This window comes from Aquabacterium humicola, from assembly GCF_030167915.1.
Taxonomy (GTDB): domain Bacteria; phylum Pseudomonadota; class Gammaproteobacteria; order Burkholderiales; family Burkholderiaceae_C; genus Pseudaquabacterium; species Pseudaquabacterium humicola.
In genome coordinates, this window is record NZ_JARGNB010000002.1 from 898,159 (window position 1) to 919,239 (window position 21,081).

At 70.2% G+C, this 21,081-nt stretch carries 20 protein-coding genes; 16 read left to right on the plus strand and 4 right to left on the minus strand.

Features of this window, described 5'->3' with window-relative positions; genetic code table 11:
• Positions 1–98 precede the first annotated feature (98 nt).
• The gene (locus P1K89_RS14380; RefSeq protein ID WP_284617513.1) at positions 99–962 is read right to left on the minus strand and encodes a flagellin N-terminal helical domain-containing protein; all 864 of its coding nucleotides are present in this window, start codon (positions 960–962) and stop codon (positions 99–101) included.
• A 583-nt stretch (positions 963–1,545) separates the two neighbouring features.
• On the opposite strand from P1K89_RS14380, the gene flhD reads away from it, so the two are divergent.
• The 8 genes from flhD (at position 1,546) to P1K89_RS14420 (ending at position 7,912) form a co-directional block, all read left to right on the plus strand.
• Entirely contained in the window at positions 1,546–1,869 is a 324-nt protein-coding gene (gene flhD / locus P1K89_RS14385) for a flagellar transcriptional regulator FlhD (RefSeq protein ID WP_284617125.1), read from the plus strand.
• A gap of 54 nt (positions 1,870–1,923) precedes the next feature.
• On the plus strand, positions 1,924–2,490 hold the full coding sequence (flhC, locus tag P1K89_RS14390; protein ID WP_284617126.1) for a flagellar transcriptional regulator FlhC: 567 nt from the start codon (positions 1,924–1,926) through the stop codon (positions 2,488–2,490).
• A gap of 244 nt (positions 2,491–2,734) precedes the next feature.
• The gene (locus P1K89_RS14395) at positions 2,735–3,946 is read left to right on the plus strand and encodes an HD-GYP domain-containing protein (RefSeq protein ID WP_284617127.1); all 1,212 of its coding nucleotides are present in this window, start codon (positions 2,735–2,737) and stop codon (positions 3,944–3,946) included.
• A gap of 165 nt (positions 3,947–4,111) precedes the next feature.
• The gene (locus P1K89_RS14400) at positions 4,112–4,927 is read left to right on the plus strand and encodes a class I SAM-dependent methyltransferase (protein WP_284617128.1); all 816 of its coding nucleotides are present in this window, start codon (positions 4,112–4,114) and stop codon (positions 4,925–4,927) included.
• A gap of 10 nt (positions 4,928–4,937) precedes the next feature.
• Positions 4,938–5,798, plus strand: a complete 861-nt coding sequence (gene motA / locus P1K89_RS14405) for a flagellar motor stator protein MotA (RefSeq protein ID WP_284617129.1) — start codon at positions 4,938–4,940, stop codon at positions 5,796–5,798.
• A 26-nt stretch (positions 5,799–5,824) separates the two neighbouring features.
• The gene (motB, locus tag P1K89_RS14410) at positions 5,825–6,796 is read left to right on the plus strand and encodes a flagellar motor protein MotB (protein ID WP_284617130.1); all 972 of its coding nucleotides are present in this window, start codon (positions 5,825–5,827) and stop codon (positions 6,794–6,796) included.
• 58 nt (positions 6,797–6,854) lie between these two features.
• On the plus strand, positions 6,855–7,253 hold the full coding sequence (gene cheY, locus P1K89_RS14415) for a chemotaxis response regulator CheY (RefSeq protein WP_284617131.1): 399 nt from the start codon (positions 6,855–6,857) through the stop codon (positions 7,251–7,253).
• A gap of 26 nt (positions 7,254–7,279) precedes the next feature.
• Entirely contained in the window at positions 7,280–7,912 is a 633-nt protein-coding gene (locus P1K89_RS14420; RefSeq protein WP_284617132.1) for a protein phosphatase CheZ, read from the plus strand.
• A 148-nt stretch (positions 7,913–8,060) separates the two neighbouring features.
• On the opposite strand, the gene P1K89_RS14425 is transcribed toward P1K89_RS14420, so the two are convergent.
• Both P1K89_RS14425 and P1K89_RS14430 read right to left on the minus strand, forming a co-directional pair.
• Positions 8,061–8,837 (minus strand): substrate-binding periplasmic protein, encoded by a 777-nt coding sequence (locus P1K89_RS14425; RefSeq protein ID WP_284617133.1) that lies wholly within the window; start codon positions 8,835–8,837, stop codon positions 8,061–8,063.
• A 74-nt stretch (positions 8,838–8,911) separates the two neighbouring features.
• Positions 8,912–10,639 (minus strand): hypothetical protein, encoded by a 1,728-nt coding sequence (locus P1K89_RS14430; protein WP_284617134.1) that lies wholly within the window; start codon positions 10,637–10,639, stop codon positions 8,912–8,914.
• 182 nt (positions 10,640–10,821) lie between these two features.
• Between P1K89_RS14430 and P1K89_RS14435 the strand changes: the two genes are divergently transcribed.
• The 7 genes from P1K89_RS14435 to P1K89_RS14465 all read left to right on the plus strand — a co-directional run bounded on the left by P1K89_RS14435 (position 10,822) and on the right by P1K89_RS14465 (position 18,864).
• Positions 10,822–12,606, plus strand: coding sequence for an O-linked N-acetylglucosamine transferase, SPINDLY family protein (locus P1K89_RS14435; RefSeq protein ID WP_284617135.1), 1,785 nt, complete (start codon positions 10,822–10,824; stop codon positions 12,604–12,606).
• On the plus strand, positions 12,606–14,801 hold the full coding sequence (locus tag P1K89_RS14440; RefSeq protein WP_284617136.1) for a type I secretion system permease/ATPase: 2,196 nt from the start codon (positions 12,606–12,608) through the stop codon (positions 14,799–14,801). Before P1K89_RS14435 ends, P1K89_RS14440 begins: the two co-directional genes overlap by 1 nt.
• Positions 14,801–16,039: an HlyD family type I secretion periplasmic adaptor subunit gene (locus tag P1K89_RS14445; RefSeq protein WP_284617137.1), complete on the plus strand. Its 1,239-nt coding sequence runs from the start codon at positions 14,801–14,803 to the stop codon at positions 16,037–16,039. The genes P1K89_RS14440 and P1K89_RS14445 overlap by 1 nt, the downstream gene beginning before the upstream one ends.
• Positions 16,040–16,144: 105 nt before the next feature.
• Positions 16,145–16,903: an esterase/lipase family protein gene (locus P1K89_RS14450; RefSeq protein ID WP_284617138.1), complete on the plus strand. Its 759-nt coding sequence runs from the start codon at positions 16,145–16,147 to the stop codon at positions 16,901–16,903.
• Complete coding sequence (locus tag P1K89_RS14455) at positions 16,896–17,453, plus strand: low affinity iron permease family protein (protein WP_350081321.1); 558 nt, start codon at positions 16,896–16,898, stop codon at positions 17,451–17,453. Before P1K89_RS14450 ends, P1K89_RS14455 begins: the two co-directional genes overlap by 8 nt.
• A gap of 62 nt (positions 17,454–17,515) precedes the next feature.
• Positions 17,516–18,112 (plus strand): sigma-70 family RNA polymerase sigma factor, encoded by a 597-nt coding sequence (locus P1K89_RS14460; protein ID WP_284617139.1) that lies wholly within the window; start codon positions 17,516–17,518, stop codon positions 18,110–18,112.
• Positions 18,109–18,864, plus strand: a complete 756-nt coding sequence (locus P1K89_RS14465) for an anti-sigma factor (protein ID WP_284617140.1) — start codon at positions 18,109–18,111, stop codon at positions 18,862–18,864. Before P1K89_RS14460 ends, P1K89_RS14465 begins: the two co-directional genes overlap by 4 nt.
• A gap of 9 nt (positions 18,865–18,873) precedes the next feature.
• On the opposite strand, the gene P1K89_RS14470 is transcribed toward P1K89_RS14465, so the two are convergent.
• Positions 18,874–20,262, minus strand: coding sequence for a hypothetical protein (locus tag P1K89_RS14470; protein ID WP_284617141.1), 1,389 nt, complete (start codon positions 20,260–20,262; stop codon positions 18,874–18,876).
• 314 nt (positions 20,263–20,576) lie between these two features.
• Here P1K89_RS14470 and P1K89_RS14475 point away from each other — a divergent pair, with 314 nt between their 5' ends.
• Positions 20,577–21,056: a tetratricopeptide repeat protein gene (locus tag P1K89_RS14475; RefSeq protein WP_284617142.1), complete on the plus strand. Its 480-nt coding sequence runs from the start codon at positions 20,577–20,579 to the stop codon at positions 21,054–21,056.
• Positions 21,057–21,081: the final 25 nt, after the last annotated feature.

Genomic DNA, 21,081 nt, shown 5'->3' on the forward strand with positions numbered 1-21,081 from the left:
TCGCGCCAGAAACGGCAACGCGCCGCTCCCTTGCGGGAAGCGGCGCGTCGAGTGCGACCAGGCTGCGGCCGCGGGAGCGGCCGGAGCAGGGCTGGCGATCAGCGCAGCAGGCTGAGCACGCCCTGCGGCAGCTGGTTGGCCTGCGCGATCATCGCGTTGCCGGCCTGCTGCAGGATCTGCGCGCGGCTCAGGTTCGCGGTTTCCGCGGCGAAGTCGGCGTCCATGATGCGGGCACGGGCGGCCGACTGGTTCTCGACCGAGACCTGCAGGTTCGAGATCACCGCGTCGAAGCGCGACTGCGTGGCACCGAAGGTGGCGCGTTCGCTGTTGACCGTGTCCAGCGCGGTGTCGATGTTGTCGATGACCGTGTTGATCGCCGCGGCGTTGGCGGTGTTGTCGATCACGGCGCGGCCGGCGCCCGTGTTGTCCGTGCCGGCGACGACGGTGATCGTGGCATCGGTCGTCATGTTGGTCGTCGTGACCGTGATCTCGTCGTTGGTCGTCGTGTTGGCGCCGATCTTGAAGGTCTGCGCGCCGGCGTCGGCACCCAGGATGGCCTGGCCGTTGAACGTGGTGCCGCCGAGCACGCGCTGGATTTCCTGCGACAGCTGGCCGAATTCTTCGTCGAGCGAGTCCTTGTCGTCGTCGCTGTTCGAGGCGTTGGCGGCCTGCACCGCCAGTTCACGCATGCGCTGCAGCGAGTCGGCCACCTTGCCGAGCGCGCCTTCGGACGTCTGCGCCAGCGAGATGCCGTCGTTGGCGTTGCGGACCGCGACGTTCATGCCGCGAACCTGGGCGCTCATGCGCTCGGCGATCGCCATGCCGGCGGCGTCGTCCTTGGCGCTGTTGACGCGCAGGCCCGACGACAGGCGCTGCATGGAGGTGGACAGCGACGCTTGCGACGAGGTCACATTGCGCTGCGCATTCATGGACTGAATGTTGGTGTTGATGGTCAAAGGCACGATGAACTCCTTAGGTTGCCAATATCCCGGCGGGAAGCGCCGACGTTTACTCAGGTGATGCGGCGGTACTGCAAGCCGCCCCACCGTTGCTGACCGGATCGGGCTCATCGCCTCTTCCGGTCCGCCCGCGCTAGTCGCCTTGGGACTTGTTGGTTTCGTCCCTCGGCCGGCTAACCGGACCGCGGGGGCCTTTCGACCGCCCGTTGGTTTGGGTATCGGCCCGCCGTTCGCACAACTTGAGGGTGTTTGGCCCGGCTTTTTGAGGCGCTGTCAATGCGCGATGCTGGCAAATTCGTGATGCCCCGCACGTTTTGCGCATTCAACTTCCGGACGGTGGTGCCGCCACGGGCGCCGATCGCCGCCTTTCCCCACAGGCCGGCCGCCGTGTGTCGCGACGTGCGCCGATCCCGGACTCCCCACGCGCCGGACGGCGTGCAGCGGCCTTGTAGGAATTTGCCTTACAGGCCGCACGGAAGAAGCGGGACTCCAGATGACGAATTGGCCTGATGTTGCCGCCCAGTTCCGGCGTCTACAGTTCGTTTCACCGCAGACGCACTCTCACCAACACCGGAGCAGACGACACATGAACGCCGACCAGATCCTCGCCGAAATCCGCGAAGCCAACCTGTCCTACCTGATGCTGGCGCAAAGCCTGATCCGCGCCGACCGCGAGCAGGCCCTGTTCCGCCTGGGAGTGAGCGAGGACACCGCGACGCTGCTGGCGACCCTGACCCCGGCGCAGATGATGAAGATCGCCTCCAGCAATACGCTGCTGTGCCGCATGCGCTGCGAGGACGACCTGGTCTGGAGCCTGCTGACCAGCCACGGCAAGTCGGCCGCCAACGACGGTGTCTCCCGCCTGCACGCCTCGATCCTGATGGCCGGCCGCCATCAAGAAGCCGCCTGACCCGGCGAGCCTGAACACCGCGATCCAGCACAAGCAGACTTAGGAGAGAACACCATGGGCGCCAAGAGCATCCTCACCGAAGCCAAGCAGATCGAGACCGCCGTCGAGCTGATCCGCCTGGGCGCCCGCCTGCAAGTGCTGGAGAGCGAGACCGACCTGAGCTACGAGCGCCTGCTGCGCCTGTACAAGGAAGTCGCCGGCAAGAGCCCGAGCAAGGGCCAGCTGCCGTTCTCGACCGACTGGTTCATGACCTGGCAGCCGAACATCCATGCCAGCCTGTTCCTGAACATCCACGAGTACCTGAACAAGGTGGCCGAGCTCGACGAGATCGACACCGTGATCAAGGCCTACAAGCTGTACCTGGAGCAGGTGAACGCGCAGGAGATCGAGCCGCAGCTGTCGGTCACCCGCGCCTGGCGCCTGGTGAAGTTCATCGACAACGGCATGCTGTCGATGACCAAGTGCAGCAAGTGCGGCGGCCACTTCGTGACCCATCCGCACGAGATCGCCCGCCACTATGTCTGCGGCCTGTGCAATCCGCCCGCGCGCGCCGGCAAGGGCCGCGCCGCCGGTGGCCTGCGGCTGGGGCAAAGCGAAGAGCGCGTCGAGCACCACCATTGAATCCGGGCGTGACAAGCGTCTACTCCGTCACGCCTCGCCGCCGAATCCGTTCCGGCCTGCTCAAGTTCTGTTCCCCGGTGCCGAAGAACAGGCCAGAGTTTCCTGAATTGCTGTCTCCTCCTAAGTCACATCCCCTGTGACTTTCCGGGCGGGTTCCCTCGTGGAGTCCGCCCTTTTTCTTTGCGTCGAACCCTGTCGAGCCCGCCGCGCTCAAGCCGGCGCGCCCCGCGTCGATAACCGCATCGTGAACCTCGTCCCGTTCTCCAAGCAGTACCTGCGCCTCAACGAGGCGCTGCCCTTCGGGCTGCGCGACGCCGCCGGGCGACTGCTGCTGGCTGCCGGGGCGCGCGTGGACAACGCCGATCGGCTGGACGAACTGCGCAGCGCCGAGCTCTATGCCGACGAAGGCGAGTCCAGCGACTGGCGCCGCCGCCTGGGCGGCGCGATCGACGCGATGCTGCTGCGCAATGCGCCGCTGGGCCGCATCGCCGAAGCGCGGCCCGACCTGAGCCAGGACGATCCGAACACCGTGCGCGGCTTCACGCTGCGCTTCGGCGAGCAGTGGGACGAGCTGACGTCGTCGCTCGATGCGCTGCTTCGCGAGCCGGTGGCCGAGCGCGTGTGGCTGCAGCGCCTGCTCGCGCTCGCCGAGCGCGTGCGCACGCTCGGCAGCCGCCGCTTCGACGATTCGCTCTACCACCTGATCTACACCGCCGGCCACAGCACCGAGTCGTACAGCAGCCACCATGCGCTGCTGTGCATGCTGGTGGCGCAGGAGGTCGCGCGCATGCTGCGCTGGGAGCCCGAGCTCACCGCCAGCCTGGAGCATGCGGCGCTGACGATGAACGTCTCGGTGCGCCGCCTGCAGGACATGCTGGCCGCGCACGCGCCGACCATGACCCCGGCGATGCGCGCCGAGCTCGATGCGCATCCGCGCAAGTCGGCCGACATGCTGGCCGCCGCCGGCGTCACCGATGCCGCGTGGCTGGCGATCGTGCAGCACCACCACGACGACAGCCTGGGCCACCGGCCGCTGGACAGCCTGACGCCCGAGCAGCAGGCGGCGCGACTGCTGCGCCGCGTCGACATCTTCACGGCCAAGCTGAGCCGGCGCGCGACGCGCATCCCGTCCACGCCGGTGCAGGCGGCGCGCGAGGCCTGCCTCGGCGCCGACGGCGTGCCCGACGAGATCGGCGGCGCGCTGCTGAAGTCCGTGGGTCTCTATCCCCCCGGCAGCTTCGTCGAGCTGATGAGCGGCGAGACCGCCATCGTCATCGGCCGCGGCCGCCGCGCGAACCTGCCGCTGGTGGCCACGCTCGTCGCCCCGTCGGGTGCGCCGATGGGCACGCCGGCGCTGCGCGACACGCTGGACCGGCGCTACGCCGTCAAGCGCGCGGTGAGTGTCGACGCCGTCAAGGTCATCCCGCCGCACGAGCGGCTGATGATGATGCGCTGACGGCGGCACGCCGGCGGGCGGCCATCGTCCGTCCTGAAACGCGCCCCTTTTCCACCGATCGCGAAACACCCCGGCCCGGGACACTGGCCGGGTGTACAGCCCCCTGCTCACTTCGTTCGCTCCCCCCGAGGGGGGCTCATCGCCCTACGGGCGGCCGGGCGGGCGATGAAGGTCCTGCCCTCGTCGCGTCCGCTCGCGCTCGCGCTGCCGTGGCCGCTGCCCGCTTTGCTGGCGTGGCTGGCGGCGGCGCTGGCCTGGCGCAGCCTGGGCGGGCTGGGCGAGGGCACCGCCGCGGCCGCGGCCACCGTCGCCGGCACCGGGATCGCGCTGGCCTGGCCCGCGCTCGGCCGCTGGCGGCGTGTGCTGATGGCCGTCGGCTTCCCCGTCGCGATCGTGCTGCAGTCCATCGCCACCGGCAGCCTGCCGCCCTGGGCCTGGCTGGTGCCGGTCGCGCTGCTGCTGGCGGCCTACCCGCTGCGCACCTGGGGCGATGCGCCGCTGTTCCCGACCCCGCCCGATGCGCTCGCCGGCCTGCAGGCCGCGACCGGGCTGCCCGCCGATGCCCGCGTGCTCGATGCCGGCTGCGGCCTCGGCCACGGGCTCGAGGCGCTGAAGGCGGCGCTGCCGCAGGCGCGCCTCGAGGGCATCGAATTCAGCCGCCCGATCGCCTTCGCCGCGCGCCGGCGCTGCGGCTTCGCGCAGGTCCTGCGCGGCGACATGTGGCGCCTGGACTGGTCCGGCTACGACCTGGTCTACCTGTTCCAGCGTCCCGACACGATGGCCCGCGCCGCCGAGAAGGCCGCGCGCGAGCTGCGGCCCGACGCCTGGCTGGCAAGCCTGGAGTTCGAGGTGCCCGGCGTGAAGGCTGGTGCCGTGCTGCGCAACGTCGCCGGCAAGCCGGTCTGGCTGTACCAGGCCCGGCACGTCGCCGGTCTTTTCGACCTTTCGGATCGCTCAACCGCCGCCGCGCGCGGCCGATAACCGTCGCACTATGTTCGTCATCATCGGCTGGCTCGTCGCCATCGGCTGCATCTTCGGGGTGTTCATCGCCCACGGGGGCAACATCGGCGTCGTGCTGAAGGCGCTGCCCTTCGAGATGGTGACCATCCTCGGCGGCGCGCTCGGCGCCTTCGTCGCCAACAACCAGCCCAAGGTGCTCAAGGCCACCGCCAAGGGCCTGGGCGCCTGCTTCAAGGGCTCGAAGTACAGCAAGGCGCGCGCGATGGAGCTGCTGGCGCTGCTGTACGACATCCTGCAGAAGGCCCGCAAGGAGGGCCTGATGTCGATCGAGAAGGACGTCGAGGACCCGCACAACTCGCCGCTGTTCCAGAAGTACGGCACCGTCGGCTCGGACCACCACGTCAGCGAGTTCATCACCGACTACCTGCGCATGATGGTCTCGGGCAACTTGAACGCCCACGAGATCGAGTCGCTGATGGACAGCGAGATCGAGACGCACCACCACGAGGCCCACGCCGCCGCCGCCGCGATCCAGCGCCTGGCCGGCGCGCTGCCGGCCTTCGGCATCGTCGCCGCGGTGCTGGGCGTCGTGAACACGATGGGCTCGGTCGGCCAGCCGCCGGCGGTGCTGGGCGCGATGATCGGCTCGGCGCTGGTCGGCACCTTCCTCGGCATCCTGCTGGCCTACGGCTTCGCCGAACCGCTCGCCGGCCTGCTCGAGCAGAAGATCGACGAGGACGGCAAGGAACTGCAGTGCATCAAGACGACGCTGCTGGCGTCGATGCAGGGCTACGCGCCGCAGGTGGCGATCGAGTTCGGCCGCAAGGTGCTGTACTCCACCGAGCGCCCGACCTTCATCGAGCTCGAGTCCCACGTGAAGGGCAAGAAGTAAGCCCTCGCGGCTAACGGACAAAGACCATGGCCGGCGACGCCAAGAAACTTCAGCCGATCATCATCAAGCGCGTCAAGAAGGGCGGCCACGGCCACCATGGCGGCGCGTGGAAGATCGCCTACGCGGACTTCGTGACCGCGATGATGGCCTTCTTCCTGCTGATGTGGCTGCTGGGCTCGACCACCGAAGGCGACAAGAAGGGCATCGCGGACTATTTCGCGTCGCCGCTGAAGGTGGCGCTGCTCGGCGGCGGCTCCGGCTCCGGCGATTCGTCTCACGTCGTCAAGGGCGGCGGCCAGGACCTGTCGCGCTCGAACGGCCAGGTGCGCCGCGGCGACGTCGAGGCCACGCGCTCGACGATCAACCTGCACGTGCTGAAGGAACAGCAGCGCAAGGCCGAGGCCTCGCGCCTGGAGCAGCTGAAGGACCAGATCGAGAACGACCTGCGCAACAACGCCAAGTTCGCGCAGTTCTCGTCGCAGATCAAGCTCGACATGACCAAGGACGGCCTGCGCATCCAGATCGTCGACGAGCACCAGCGGCCGATGTTCGACGTCGGCAGCGCGAGCGTGAAACCCTACATGCGCGAACTGCTGCGCGCGATCGGCGCCATCCTCGTCGAGGTGCCGAACCGGCTGACGCTGGAAGGCCACACCGACGCGACGCCCTTCGGCAGCAACGACCGCGGTTACAGCAACTGGGAGCTGTCGTCCGACCGCGCCAACGCCTCGCGCCGCGAGCTGATGGCCGGCGGCCTGGCCGAGGACCGCGTGCTGCGCGTGCAGGGGCTCGCGTCGAGCGCGCCCTTCATCGCCGACGACCCGCTCGACCCGCAGAACCGCCGCATCAGCATCATCGTGATGAACCGCGACGCCGAGGACCGTTTCTTCCGCCCGCAGCTCGAGTCCGCCGCCCCGGAACCGGCTGCGCAATCCGAGCCGTCGATCCGTCCCGAACGACCGATGGTGGTGTCAAGTCAGCCGATCGTCGGCCGATAAGACCCCCAGCACCTTCTTTCACCGCCGCTCCCCAAAAGCACCATCCCCGAGGACAGTCATGAGCAACCCCTCCGATCTGAAGTTCCTGATCGTCGATGATTTCTCCACCATGCGCCGCATCGTGCGCGGCCTGCTCAAGGAGATGGGCTGCAACAACGCCGACGAGGCCGAGGACGGCGCCGTGGCGCTGTCGATGCTGAAGACCTCGCGCTTCGACTTCGTCGTCAGCGACATCAACATGCCGAACATGAACGGCTTCGAGCTGCTCAAGGCCATCAAGGCCGACGAGACGCTGAAGCACCTGCCGGTGCTGATGGTGACCGCGGAAGCGCGCAAGGAAGACATCGTGCTGGCGGCGCAGAGCGGCGCGGCCGGCTACATCGTCAAGCCCTTCACCAAGGCCACCTTGGAAGAGAAGGTGCAGAAGATCATGCAGAAGCTGGCCGCCACGGCCTGACCCTGACACCACCGGAGTCCACGAACATGAAGATGGAAGACTTGACCGCGATGGTGCCGAATCAGCCGATCGTCGCCTCGCCCGAGGTGTTCCAGCAGATCGGCACGATCACGCGCCTGCTGCACGACACGATGCAGCAGCTGGGCGTGATGCCCAAGCTGCAGATCGCCACCGACGGCCTGCCCGACGCGCGCAGCCGCCTGAGCTACATCGCCACCAAGACCGCCGCGGCGGCCGAGAAGGTGCTGAACTCGGTCGACCAGGCGAAGAGCGAACACGCGAGCATCTCGGCCGAGACCCGCCGGCTGGCCGATGCGCTGGTGGCCGATCCGGTCAAGGCGGTGGCCTCGGGCGCGGTGATGAACTTCGTCAACGACGTCGAGGCGCGCACGCAGAAGATCGATGCGCACCTGACCGACATCATGATGGCCCAGGACTTCCACGACCTGACCGGCCAGGTGGTGGCCAAGGTCGTGACGCTGGCCAACGACCTGGAAGACAGCCTCGTCAAGCTGCTGGTGCAGGTGGTGCCGCCCGAGCAGCGCGAGAAGGTCGACCCGAACATCCTGCAGGGCCCGGTCGTCAACCACGAGGGTCGCACCGACGTGGTGGCCAACCAGGGCGAGGTCGACGACCTGCTGGCGAGCCTCGGGTTCTGACGCCAAAGGGCGTCCTTGGAACACGGCGGCCTGCGGGCCGCCGTTCGCATTTCTGGCGGCCTGCGGGCCGCCGTTCGCATTTCTGGCGGCCTGCGGGCCGCCGTTGGCATTTCTGGTCGCGTGCGGGCCTGAAGGCACCGCGTCCGGATCAGTCGAAGTTCGACTCGATCTTGCGGAACGCCGCCGATTCGCGCGCCGCGGCCAGCGCAGCCCAGAACTTCGCGGCCAGCGCCGGATGTTCGGCGTGGAAGGGCTTCGAGAAGACCAGGTAGTAGGGCTTCTCGGCCAGCGGCTGCGGCAGGCGCTCGATGCGGGCGCGGAAGGCCGGCTCGCGCAGCAGGTAGTCGCCTTCCTGCGTCAGCAGCGCGGCGGCCTCCAGGCGGCCGGCCAGCATCTTGCGGAACAGGTCGGCGGCATTCGCGGTGGCTTCGTCGACCGCGACGCCGGAGCTCTTCAGCTGGTCCACGATCGAGTAGCCCAGCTGCGCGCCGATCGGCTTGTCTGTGCCGTGGATGCGCTTGCCGTCCCACTGCACGCCGCTGCCGCGGAGCCGGAACAGGCTGTAGCTCTCGGTGCGCATGCGGCGTTCGACGTCGGGCTTGTCGCCGGCCATCGGGTAGACGGCGAACTCCAGCCGCTCGCTGCGGAAGCTCGCGGCGACCGCGCCGTCCTGCTTGCCTTGCTCGACCTCGGCGAGGCAGCGCTTCCACGGCTGGGCGGACAACTGCACCGACAGCCCGCTGCGCTTGACCGCCAGGTCCAGCAGCGCGAAGTCCAGCCCCTTGGCGTCGACGCCGGTGCGCCAGGGGTACAGCGGGGCCTGGTCGTAGCACAGCCGCAGCGAGGCCGGCTGCGAACCGGCCGGCGCCATCGCGCCGACGGCGAGCAGCAGACCGAGCGAGCGGAGCAGGCGGGCGAGGGGCATCGGGCGGCGACGGCCCGCGATGGCCGCCGTGCCGCCGATGCTACGCCCGGGCCGGCGTGCCGGCGCAGCGCGCGCTACTGGAACGACACGATGCTGAGGATGCTGTTGTCGCCGCGATCGCTGTAGAAGATCGTGAACTCGCCGTAGGTCTTGGCGGACTGGTCGGCCGGCTTGGCCGTCACGCTCCAGGCGGGGTTGGCGGTCGCCGTCGGGCCGGGGTAGTTGTAGAAGATGTTGCGGTAGGCCGGGTTCGTGGCGCCGCCGGCATTGCCGACCTTCGGGCCCTGGTTGAATTCCCAGCCCTGGAACAGCGCCAGCCCGCGGCCGCCCGGCAGCGCCGGCGGTGCGTTCCAGGTCACGCTCATCGGCGCGGGCGTCGCGCTGACGAGGTTGCTCGCCACCTGGGCCGTCGACAAGGCGCCGAAGTTCAGGCGCGGGAAGCGGTCGGCACTCGGGCCGCTGCCGGCCATGTCGACGAAGCGGACGGGCAGCGTGGTGAGGGTTTCGTAGTAGGTGGCGATCGGCGTGCGGCCGGCATGGCCGTTGACGGTCTTCCAGCCATCGTCGCTGTAGACATCGAAGCGGAAGACGCTGCCGGCCACCCAGCCCTGGCCATCGAAGGTGGCGTCGTTGGCGGCGTTGGGCGTGGCGGTGGTGTGGCCGTAGTCGAAGGCGGTCGCGCCCAGGCCGGTGCAGTCGGCGATGGCCGCCACGGCCGGGTTCGTCGCCGCACGGCAATAGCGGAAGCCGTCTTCATCGAGCCAGTTCAGGAAGTTGCCGGGCTTGCCCAGCAGCTCGGGCGCGCTGCGCAGCAGGCGCGGGGAGATGAATTTCAGCGAGAACTGCGTCGCGACGCCGCCGACCGTCGCGGCGGGTCCCGGGCCGGTCACGATCACGTAGCTCGCGTTGCCCATCGGGTCCTCGATGCCCCACTGCACCGAGCGCCGGTAGTTCACCGCGGGCGACAGCGCGGCGCCGCCGGCCAGGGCATGGCGCTGGTCGCGCACGTTGCGCGAGCGCACTTCGGCGCGCACCAGCTGCTGGTTGCCGAAGCCGCGCAGCGTCGTCGCCGACTGCGGCGTCGTGCAGCCCGGCGTGCCCGCGGAACTGCCGCTGATCAGCGTTGTGGTCTGGCCCGCGGCGCGCGTGCCGTCCTTGAAGACGAGGTCGTACTGCACGTCGATCTCCTGGCGCTGGCTGCCGTCCGGATTGCTGCGGTTGCGTACCGCCAGCACCTGCACGTTGCTGCGCGTGCGGCCGACCTGGTAGGCGTCGCGCTGCGCGTACTTCGCGGCATTGGCGTCCCAGTCGGCGATGAAGTTGGCCTTGGTGCGGCCGTCGTCGCGCCAGCAGCCGTCGTTCAGCGACATGCGCAGCGCGCCGGTGGCCGGCACCGCGGTGGCGAACATCGCGTCGGCGGCGGTGAACAGCGCGTTCACCGCGTCCAGCGTCGCCGCCGGCAGCGGCGTTGCCGACTGCAGCGTGAAGCTCAGGTTGCCGGCGTCGCGCAGCGTGACGTCGAGGTAGGTCTGGCTGCCGACCTGCACCGCGGGCAGCGTCAGCAGGCCGTCGGCGAAGGTCGCGACGCCGGGCGTCGCCGGCTGCTGCGGCGTGGCCGCGGCGACCGAGAAGACGAAGTTCGCGTCGGCCTGCAGCCGCACGTTCACGTAGGTGCTGGTGCCGACGCTGACCGAGGGGATGGTCACCACGCCGGTCGCGGCATCGAAGTTGATCACCTCGGCCGGGCAGGGGATGCATGCCAGCGCGAACAGGGCCGCGGCGGGAACGGTGAGGCGGGTCATGGACTTCCTCCAGCGATGGTGCGAAGGATTCTGGGGAGGTGGCCCCGGCGAGTAATCGTCAGAACCGATGAGGCCCGCCGCGGGGGAAAGGCGCCGGATTCCCGCGCTTATACGCCCATCGCGCCCGGCGGGGCGCTCCTACGATCGCAGCAGCCCTTCGTCCGTCCGCGACAGCCCCTGCCATGCCCACGACCACTGCAGTGCCTCCCGCCACCGGCGCCCTGAGCGTGCCCGAGCTGCTGACGCAGGCCAGCGTGCTGCAGCAGGCCGGCCAGCCGGCCGCCGCGGCGGCGCTGTACGAAGGCTGGCTGGCGACGCAGGACGCGCCGCTGCGCCATGTCGTGCTGTTCAACCTCGGCACGCTGCTGTCGACGCTGCAGCGCGATGCCGACGCCGAAGTCGCCTACCGCGACGCGCTGCGGCGCCAGCCCGACTTCGCGCATGCGCTGCTGAACCTCGGCCACGTGCTCGAGCGCCGCGGCGCGCACGACGAGGCGCTGGCGACCTGGCAGCGTGTCGTCGATACGCAGGCCGTGCCCGAGCTGCGCCTGCATGCGCACAACAACCGCGGCCGGCTGCTCGAGCTGCTGCGCCGCTTCCCGGAAGCCGAAGCCGAGCTCGCCGCCAGCCTGCAGCTCGAGCCGAAGCAGTTCGACGCCATCCAGCACTACGTGCACCTGCGCCAGAAGCAGTGCAAGTGGCCTGCGGCCTTGCCGGTCGGCGAGGTGACGCCGTACATGCTGATGATCGGCACCTCGCTGCTGGCGATGATGAGCGAGAGCGACGACCCGGCGCTGCAGCTGCTGACCGCGCAGCGCTTCGTGCACGAGCGCTGCCCGAAGCCGCCCGCCGCGGCCTTGCACGCCGCGGGCCCGAAGCGCAGCGGCCGCATCCGCATCGGCTACCTGTCGGGCGACCTGCACATGCATGCGGTCGGCCTGCTGATCCCCGAGCTCCTGGAACTGCACGACCGCTCGAAGTTCGAGGTCTTCGGCTTTTGCTGGACGCCCGAGTCGCAGATGCCGCAGCGCCAGCGCCTGCTGCGCGCGCTGGACCAGCATGTGCGGCTGGCCGGCGTCGACGATGCCACCGCCGCGAAGCTGATCGCCGAGGCCGGCATCGACGTGCTGGTCGACCTGCAGGGCCTGACCAGCGGCGCGCGGCCCGGCATCCTCGGCCACCGCGCGGCGCCGGTGCAGGTCAGCTACCTCGGCCTGCCCGGGACGTCGGCGCTGCCGGGCGTCGACTGGATCCTGGCCGACCGCTTCGTGATCCCCGAGCACATGCAGCGCTTCTACAGCGAGAAGCCGATCTACCTGCCGCATTGCTACCAGGTGTCCGATCGCCATCGCGAGGTGGCGCCGACGCCGCAGCGTTCGAGCTACGGGCTTCCCGACGACCGCTTCGTCTTCTGCTCGTTCAACAACAACTTCAAGTTCACGCAGGACATGTTCCGCTGCTGGATGCGCATCCTGCAGCAGGTACCGGACAGCGTGCTGTGGCTGCTGGCCGACAACGAGACCGCGCGCGACAACATGCTGCGCGAGGCCGACGCCCACGCCATCGCGCGGGAGCGCCTGATCTTCGCGCCGCGCGTCGCGCCGCCGGAATACCTGGCGCGCTTCCAGCTGGCCGACCTGGTGCTCGACACCTTCCCGTACAACGCCGGCACCACCGCCAGCGACGCGCTGTGGATGGGCACGCCGATCCTGACGCTGGCCGGGCGCAGCTACATCTCGCGCATGGCCGGCAGCCTGCTGACCGCCGTCGGCCTGCCGGACCTCATCACCGAGACACTCGCCGACTACGAGCGCCTGGCCGTGGCCATCGGCCGCACGCCGGCGCGGGCCGCGTCGTACAAGCGTTATCTCGCCGAGCACGGCCGGCAGTCGCCGCTGTTCGACCTGCCGCGCCTGGTGCGCGACATCGAGACACAATTCGAGCGCCTGGCGCTCGCGCAGCGTTGATGGAAGCCGCGCTGCAGGAGCCCTTGCCGGCCGCCGAAGCCGCCGGCTGGCGCTACGAAACCGATGCGCTGGCGCAGGCGATCGCCTGGCTGACGAGGCACCATGGCCGCGAACGCTCGGTCGAGTCGCTGCTCGCCGACCAGCCGGTGTCCGGGGCCCTCACGCCCGGCCTCGCGCTGCGCGTGCTCGACGACGCCGGCTACAACGCCGGCGTGATCGAGCGGCGCCTGGCCGAGCTGCACGAGCTGCTGCTGCCGGCGGTGCTGCTGTGCCGCGACGGCTCGGCGCTGATCCTGATCCGCCGGGATGCCGCCAGTGGCCGGTGCGACGTCGTCGTGCCCGGCAAGCCCTGGCTGCAGCGCTCGGTGATCGAGGCCGACCTGGCGCGCGACTACACCGGCCGCGCGCTGGTCGCGACGCCGCGGATCGACGCCCGCGCGACCCGGCTCGATGCCTCGCTCGCCGAGCCCGGCCGCCACTGGCTGTGGGGCACGCTGCGCCGCTTCCTGCCGTACTACCGCTCGGCGCTGCTCGCGGCGCTGCTGTCGAACGCGCTGATGCTGGTCACCGGGCTCGTGACCTCGGTGGTCTACGACAAGGTCATCCCGAACAAGGCGCTGGTGACGCTGTGGGCCTTGGCGGCGGCGGGCGGCATCGCGCTCGTCTTCGACCTGGCGGCGCGGCAGCTGCGCGCCTACCTGATCGACCTCGCCGGCCGCAAGACCGACCTGCTGGTGGGCTCCGCGCTCTTCCGCCAGAGCCTCGCGGTGCGCATGGAGCAGCGGCCCAACTCGTCCGGTGCCTATGCCCACATCCTCGGCCAGATCGAGACCGTGCGCGAGTTCTTCTCGTCGGCCACCTTGTCGGCGATCTCGGACCTGCCGTTCATCGTGATCTTCGTCGCGATGACCTTCCTGATCGGCGGCCCGCTCGGCTGGGTGCTGCTGATCACGATCCCCATCATCCTGGGCATCGCGCTGATGATCCAGGGCCGGCTGCGGCGTGCGATGTCGGCGAACATGGAGCAGCTCGCCGACCTGCACGGCGTGCTGGTCGAAGCCGTCGACGGCATGGAAGACCTGAAGGCCGCCGGCGCGCAAGGGCGCTTCCTGCAGCGCTTCGAGGCCTCGAACGCCGCGGCCGCCGAATCGATGCTGCGCTCGCGCCGCATCAGTGCGTGGACCATCAACCTGACCTCGGTCGCGCAGCAGGTGGTGACGCTGGTGATGCTGGTCTGGGGCGTGCATCTGATCCAGGACAAGGTGATCACCGGCGGCGCGCTGATCGGCGCGGTGATGTTCGCGATGCGCGGCATCGCGCCGCTGACCTCCATCGTGATGCTGGCCACGCGCTTCCAGGGCGCGCTGGCGGCGATGCGCGCGCTCGACCGCGTGATGCAGCAGCCCACCGAGCGCGATGCCGGCAAGACCTACCTGCCGCCGCGCACCTTCACCGGCCGCCTCGGCCTGCACGACGCGAGCTTCGCCTACCCGCCGCCGGCGGACGACCCCGGCGCGCCGACGCCACGCGTGCTGAAGAACGTCACGCTGCAGTTCGCGCCCGGCGAACGCGTCGCGATCCTCGGCCGCATCGGCAGCGGCAAGTCGACCATCCTGCGCCTGCTCGCCGGGCTGTACCAGCCGAGCGAAGGCCAGGTCGAGGTCGACGGCATCGACCTGCGCCAGGTCGACCCCGCGGACTACCGCGCGCAGGTCGGCTTCGTCGCGCAGGATCCGCGCCTGTTCAACGGCACGCTGCGCGACAACGTGCTGCTCGACCGCCCCGCGGCCGATCCGGCGCGGCTGGCCGAGGTGGCGCAGCTGACGGGCCTCGCGCGCCTGGTGGCCGCTCATCCTCAGGGTTGGGAACTGCCGGTCGGCCAGGCGGGCTCGCTGCTGTCGGGCGGCCAGCGCCAGCTGGTCGCGCTGGCCCGCTGCCTGATCACGCGGCCGAAGATGCTGCTGATGGACGAGCCGACGAGCTCGATGGACGCGCAGTCCGAAGCCGCGTTCCTGAAGCAGCTGCATGAGGCCACCTGCGCGACGGCCGGCGACTGCACGCTGCTGGTCGTCACGCACCGCCCGGCGGTGCTGGAACTGGTGAACCGCGTGATCGTCGTCGACGGCGGCCGCGTGGTGCTCGACGGGCCGAAGGCCCAGGTGCTGGCGGCGCTGGCCGGCAAGGGGAACGGCTGATGGGCTGGTTCGGTGCACGGTCGTCGAACGGCGCGGTCGAGCTGCGCGCCGACGAGCTGGCCTATGTCTCGCTGCAGGACGCGGCGCAGATCGCCGAGCCGGCGCGTGCCGCCAGCTGGGCGCTGTGGCTGATGACGGCGGCGCTGGCCGCCGGCGTCGGCTGGTCGACCCTGGCGCGGGTCGACATGATCACCCGCGGCGATGCCCGCGTGATCCCCGAGGGCCGCGAGCAGGTCATCGCCAGCCTCGAAGGCGGCATCCTGCGTGAGCTTCTCGTGCGCGAAGGTGATGCGGTGAAGGCCGGCCAGCCGCTGGCGCTGCTGGACCCGACGCGCGTGGAGTCGGTGCAGGCCGAAGGCCAGGTCAAGCGCCTGGCGCTGCGCGCGGCGATCGCCCGCGCGCAGGCCGAGACCAGCGGCCAGCCGCTGCGCTTCGGCCCCGAGCTGAAGGCTGCGAAGTCGCCGGTGGCCGCCGAGACCGCGTCCTACCAGGCGCGCCAGCGCGGGCTGCAGGAAGCGCTGGTGATGAACCAGCGCAACCTGGCGCTGCTGGAGAAGGAGCTGGCGGTCGCCGAGTCGATGTCCGCCAAGGGCCTGATGAGCGAGGTCGAGGTGATGCGCGTGCGGCGCCAGGTCAACGACCTGAACCTGCAGACGCAGGAGCGCGTGAACCGCTTCCGCCAGGAGGCCAGCGCCGAGCTCGCGCGGCTGCAGACCGAGCTGACGCAGCTGGAGGAGAACCTCGTCGTGCGCGACGACGCGGTCAGGCGCACGACGCTGGTGTCGCCGGTGAACGGCCTCGTCAAGCAGATCCGCAACCACACGGTCGGCGGCATCGTCGGTCCCGGTGCGGCGCTGCTGGAGATCGTGCCGGTGGGCGAGAAGGTGCTGGTCGAGATGCGGGTCAAGCCCGGCGAGATCGGCTTCCTGAAGGTCGGCCAGACCGCCGAGGTCAAGCTTGCCGCCTACGACTTCACCGTCTACGGCAGCCTGACCGGCAAGGTGGTGTCGATCAGCCCCGATGCGCTGGGCGACCCCGAACGCGCCGCGGCGCCGGACGCCACCTGGTACCGCGCGTTCGTCGAGGCGGACCGCTCGACCCTGCAGGCCGGCGGCAAGCCGCTGGCGGCGATCCCCGGCATGACCGGCACCGCCGAGGTCAACGTCGGCGAACGCACGGTGCTGAGCTACCTGCTGCGCCCGATGATGAAGGCGCGCGAGGCGTTCCAGGAGCGCTGACCGGGCCGCTTCGCACCCCGCCGGATTTTGCCGACACGAAGGCCGCGGCGACCTGAAGGCACGCCGGTTGCTCGATGTCCGCCAGTCGGGACATCGGGACACCTCATGGATCAGAACCAAGCGGCGCCCACCGTCGCGCCACCCTCGATCGGCCTGCTCGGCATCGAGCCGCTGCGGGCCCTGTGCGAGTTCGTCGGCTCGCGTTTCCTCAACGCCCAGGCGCTGCCGCCGGGCGACGGCCACCCGGTCGTGATGTTTCCGGGCCTGGCGTCGGACCGGCATGCGCTGATCCCTTTGCGCGACTGCTGCGAATCCCTGGGCTACGTGGTCTACGACTGGGCCCAGGGCTTCAACACCGGCCCACCGCCGGCCTACGAGCCCTGGCTCGACGGGCTGGCCGCGCACGTCGGCTCGATCGCCCGCCGGCATGGCCGCCGCGCCAGCGTGCTCGGCTGGAGCCTGGGCGGCATCTACGCGCGCGAGGTGGCCAAGCGTGTGCCGCAGGCCACGCGCCACGTCATCACGCTGGGCTCGCCTTTCGCCGGCACCGGCCGCGAGAACAACGTCGCGTGGGTCTACCGGCTGCTCGCCGGCGAGAAGCCGATCGTCGACGAGGCGCTCGCCGCGCGCCTGCGCAGCAACCCGCCGGTGCCGACCACCTCGGTCTACAGCCGCTCCGACGGCGTCGTCGCGTGGCAGGCCTGCCTGCTCGACGAGACCGAGGGCGAGGCCGAGAACATCGAAGTCGACGGCAGCCACATCGGCCTGGGCTGGAATGCCGAGGTGCTGCGCATCGTCGCCGACCGGCTGTCGCAGCCCGAAGGCGAATGGCAGCGCTGGGGCGCGGAGGCCTGCGATGCCTGAGCCCGCGGGTCGGGCCGCCGCGGCAGCGCCGGCGCCGGTGGCCGCGACGCCGCACGGCCCGGTGCCGCCGCCACCGCTGCACCAGAACGGCGGCGGCTACTCGACCTTCTCCCGCTTCGCGTCGCGCTGGTGCGCGAAGCCGGTGACCTTCGTGCTGGCGTTCGCGGTGGTCATCGTCTGGCTGCTGACCGGGCCGCTGTTCGGCTTCAGCGACACCTGGCAGCTGGTGATCAACACCGGCACGACCATCGTGACCTTCCTGATGGTCTTCCTGATCCACAACGCGCAGAGCCGCGACACCGAGGCCATCCAGCTCAAGCTCGACGAGCTGATCCGCGCGACCAAGGGCGCGCACAACGTGCTGCTCGACGTCGAGGAGCTCGGCGAGGAGGCGCTGGAGGACCTGCGCAGGCAGTACGCGCAGATCGCCCAGGTGGCGCGCGACGAAGCGCCGGACGAACCCGGTGCGCCGGGGCGGCGGGGGCAGCCCGCGGCTGAGGGGGAGGGCGGCGCTGCCGATGCTGCGTCCGCGCGACAGCCGGCATCGTAGGTAGGGACAGCCACGGCGCGAGGCTTCCGCTTCGCCGCCGTGATCCTGTACCCTGCCGCCCGATGACGAATGTCGCCGCTCCCGCCCGCACCAACGAGGAACTCGCCCGCCTGCTCGGCCGCGTCGCGCTGCAGGACCGGCGCGCGTTCGAGGCCGTCTACCGGCTCACCTCGGCCCATCTGCTGGGCCTGGCCGAAGGCGTGCTGGGTCGCCGCGACCGCGCCGAGGACGTGCTGCAGGAGGCGTTCATGAACGTCTGGTACGGCGCGGCCGGCTTCAACCCGGCGATCGCGACGCCGATGACCTGGCTCATCAACATCGTGCGCAACAAGGCGATCGACAAGCTGCGCAGCGGCAAGACGGAGCGCGCGTCGACCGTCGAGCTCGACGACGAAGCGATGGCCGTGCCGGCCGACGCGTCGTCGCAGCCGCAGGCGCTGTTCGACGACAGCATCAAGAAGCTCCACATCGAGGCCTGCATGGGCGAGCTCACCGCGCAGCAGCGCCAGGCCATCGCGCTGGCCTACTACCGCGGCCTCGTGCACACCGAGATCGCCGAGGCGCTGCACGCGCCGCTGGGCACCGTGAAGGCCTGGGTGCGGCGTGGCGTCGACAGGCTGAAGAGCTGCCTCGAGGCGGCTGGGGTGCAGGCCGCATGAACTACCTGCATCCGCCCCGGCTGGACGCGCTGGCGCGCGACTACGCGCTCGGCACGATGACCGGCGCCGCGCGCCGCCGTTTCGAGCGCGTGATGCGCGACCACGCCGCCGCGCGCGGCGCGGTGATGCAGTGGTCCGGCCGGCTCGCACACCTGGCGAATTCGATCCCGCCGTCGCCGCCGAGCGACGCGGTATGGGCCGGGCTGCAGCAGCGGCTGTTCCCGGGCGAGGCCGCGCGCGCTCACGAAGCGCAGCAACCGTGGTGGCGCGCCTGGTTCGGCGCCAACACCTGGCGCGGCGCGGCCGGTGGCGTGCTGGCCGGGCTGGCGCTGTGCCTCGTGGTCGTGCGCCAGCAGCCGGAGTGGCTGGGCGTCGAGGTGCGCGAGGAAGCGCTGCCGCAGAGCTACGTGGGCCTCTTGAGCAATGCCCAGGGCGTGCCGTCGGTGTTGGCGAGCTCGCGCCGCCAGGGCCGGCAGCTCAGCGTGAAGCTGCTGCAGCCGCTGGTCATCCCCGCGGGCCGCGTCGCGCAGCTGTGGGCGCTGCCGAAGGAGGGCGCGCCGTTCCCCATCGGCGTGGTGCCGGCGGGCGTGGCGCAGGGCAAGTCGGTGGTACTGCCGTTGAGCGACACCTCGGAGAAGCTCTTCTTCACCGTGCCGCGGCTGGGCGTCAGCTTCGAGGCCGCTGCGGCGGCGCCGGGTGCGTCGCCGAGCGGCGAGTTCGTGCTGTCCGGGCCCTGCGTGAAGCTCTGGTAGCCGGCACCCTCAGTCGCACTTGCTGGTGAGGCCCGAGCGCATGTCCACTCTGGTCTCGTTGAAGTTCCACTGAAGACCGTCATCCCTGTCGAGCAGCAAGGACGCGCGGTCGATGCCGTTCAGATAGATCCCGAAGTAGATCTTTCCGGTGTCTGCATAGCGCTTTTCTCTCACCGACCACCCGCCGCGTGTCCCGTCGATGAACTTGCGTTCCGAGACCTCGCCATACGCGACGCAGTGCGAGCTGACATGGGTGCCATCCGGCTCGAACGTGTGGTTGGAGAAACTCGGCATGTCGACCAGCGACCGATCGACGAAGTGGTAGCTGCCGACGACATAGTCGTGCGCGAGCGCCTCCCGTTCGGCCTGGGAGATCGAGGTGTCGAACAGGCTTCTCAGCGATGGCCGCTTCCTGTTCTGGACGCGTGCCGGCGCAGGCTGGGGCGGCGCCGCTTCAGCGGGCGGGCCTGAGTTCGTGCCCGGCATCGACTTCGCTTCTCTGCCGGCCACGATCTGCGCCTGAACTCGCTCGAGGGCTTGCCGCTCCCTCTCCGTTGCCGACCAGCGCTTGTGTTCGTCCGTGGCCGTCGACTCCGACACCCCGCCGAGGATTGCGAGGGTGAGAACGACGGCGAGCGGACAGAGCACGAGGGCAGCGATGAGCCCCTTCCTGCGCCTCAAGCTTCGGTAGGCGACCCAGCCCGCCGGAATCGGCAGCAGGATCGCGAGGACCGCGAACGTGGCGCTGACTGCTCCCCGGCCAGGCTCTTGCCGAGTCGCGACCGGCACGGGTTGGCCCGCCTGGCGGGTCGCCGCGGCCGGCGTGACCGCGGCCGGCGTGACCGCGGCAGAAGGCTCGGGTGTCACGGCACCGACGGACGCCGCGGCGGGCTCGCTCGCGCCGCGCTCGGGCGCTCCGGGCGCTCCGGGCGGGTTCGAGGTGCTGGCCGACGACGCAGCGCCGGCGACGACCGTGGCCGGGTTCGGAACCGCCGAACCCGCAGGACGGTTGTTCCCGCCGAGGCACCAGGCCTCGGCCTTCACCTCGCCCGCGAAGCGGATCGTGAGCTGCCCATGGGCGTCGGCCGGTGGCGCGCGTTCACCGCAGTCGGCGGAGTCCGTCACCAGGTATTCGTATTGGCCATTCCTGAACGACCACCAGCGTGCGCGGCAGGCGCCGGTACCTTCGACGCGCATGGTTCCGCGCAGTGTCAAGGCAGGCTGCGCCCCGGGTTGGCCGATCCGCCATGAGCGGTACTCGAATGCGTCGCCCCCGGCGGCGTCGATCTCGATGCGGTGCGTGGGCGTTGCGCACGTGAACGTGGGCTCGGCTCTTGCGTTCAATGGCAGCGCGAAGGAGGCCGCCAGCCAAGCGCACGAAGCGGCCGCCCTCAGCATCGATTGTCGGAGTCGCATTTTTCAGGGCAGTTCGGGGTACTCCTGGCCTTCGACGCCGGAGCGTCCAAACTTGAGCGCGGCCTGGCTCGAGGGCGACTCGCATGTCACAGAGTTCGGGCGGCGCTCTTGCCGTGTCGCTCCATCGCCGGCGCAGCGTTCTTGGCGTCGGATCAAGAATCCTTGATGCGAGTCCAGATCGTCGCGGCATGATCCGGACGGTGGCCGCCGCGACCGATGCGTCCATCCGTGGAGTCGGCTCGTAAGTGCGCCCAGGACCGCCAAGCCCGGCGGCCGTCACCTGAAGAGGACAAGCCATGAAGACCACCATCGCCCTGCTGACCCGCTTCGTCGCCGTGGCCGCGCTGGCCGCGAGCACCAGCGCCTTCGCCGCCGACACCACGCCGGCGCCGTCGAACGCCCCCGACAAGCTCTCCGCCGCGCGCGCCGAGATCAAGGCCGAGCGCTGGAAGGCGGCGATCGACGAGCTGGTGAAGGTCAACGACACCGGCAGCGCCGACTGGAACAACCTGATGGGCTACAGCTGGCGCAAGGCCAAGCAGCCCGACTACCAGGCCGCCGAGCGCTACTACAACGAGGCGCTGCGCATCGACCCCAAGCATCGCGGCGCGCTGGAGTATTCCGGCGAGCTCTACCTGATGCTGGGCGACCTCGCCAAGGCCGAGGAGCGCCTGGCCGCGCTGGACAAGGCCTGCTTCCTGCCGTGCGAGGAATACACCGACCTGAAGAAGGCGGTCGCCAAGTTCAAGGCCAACGGCAACAAGTACCAGCCCTGAGGTGTCGTGGCGGTGATGCGGGGCC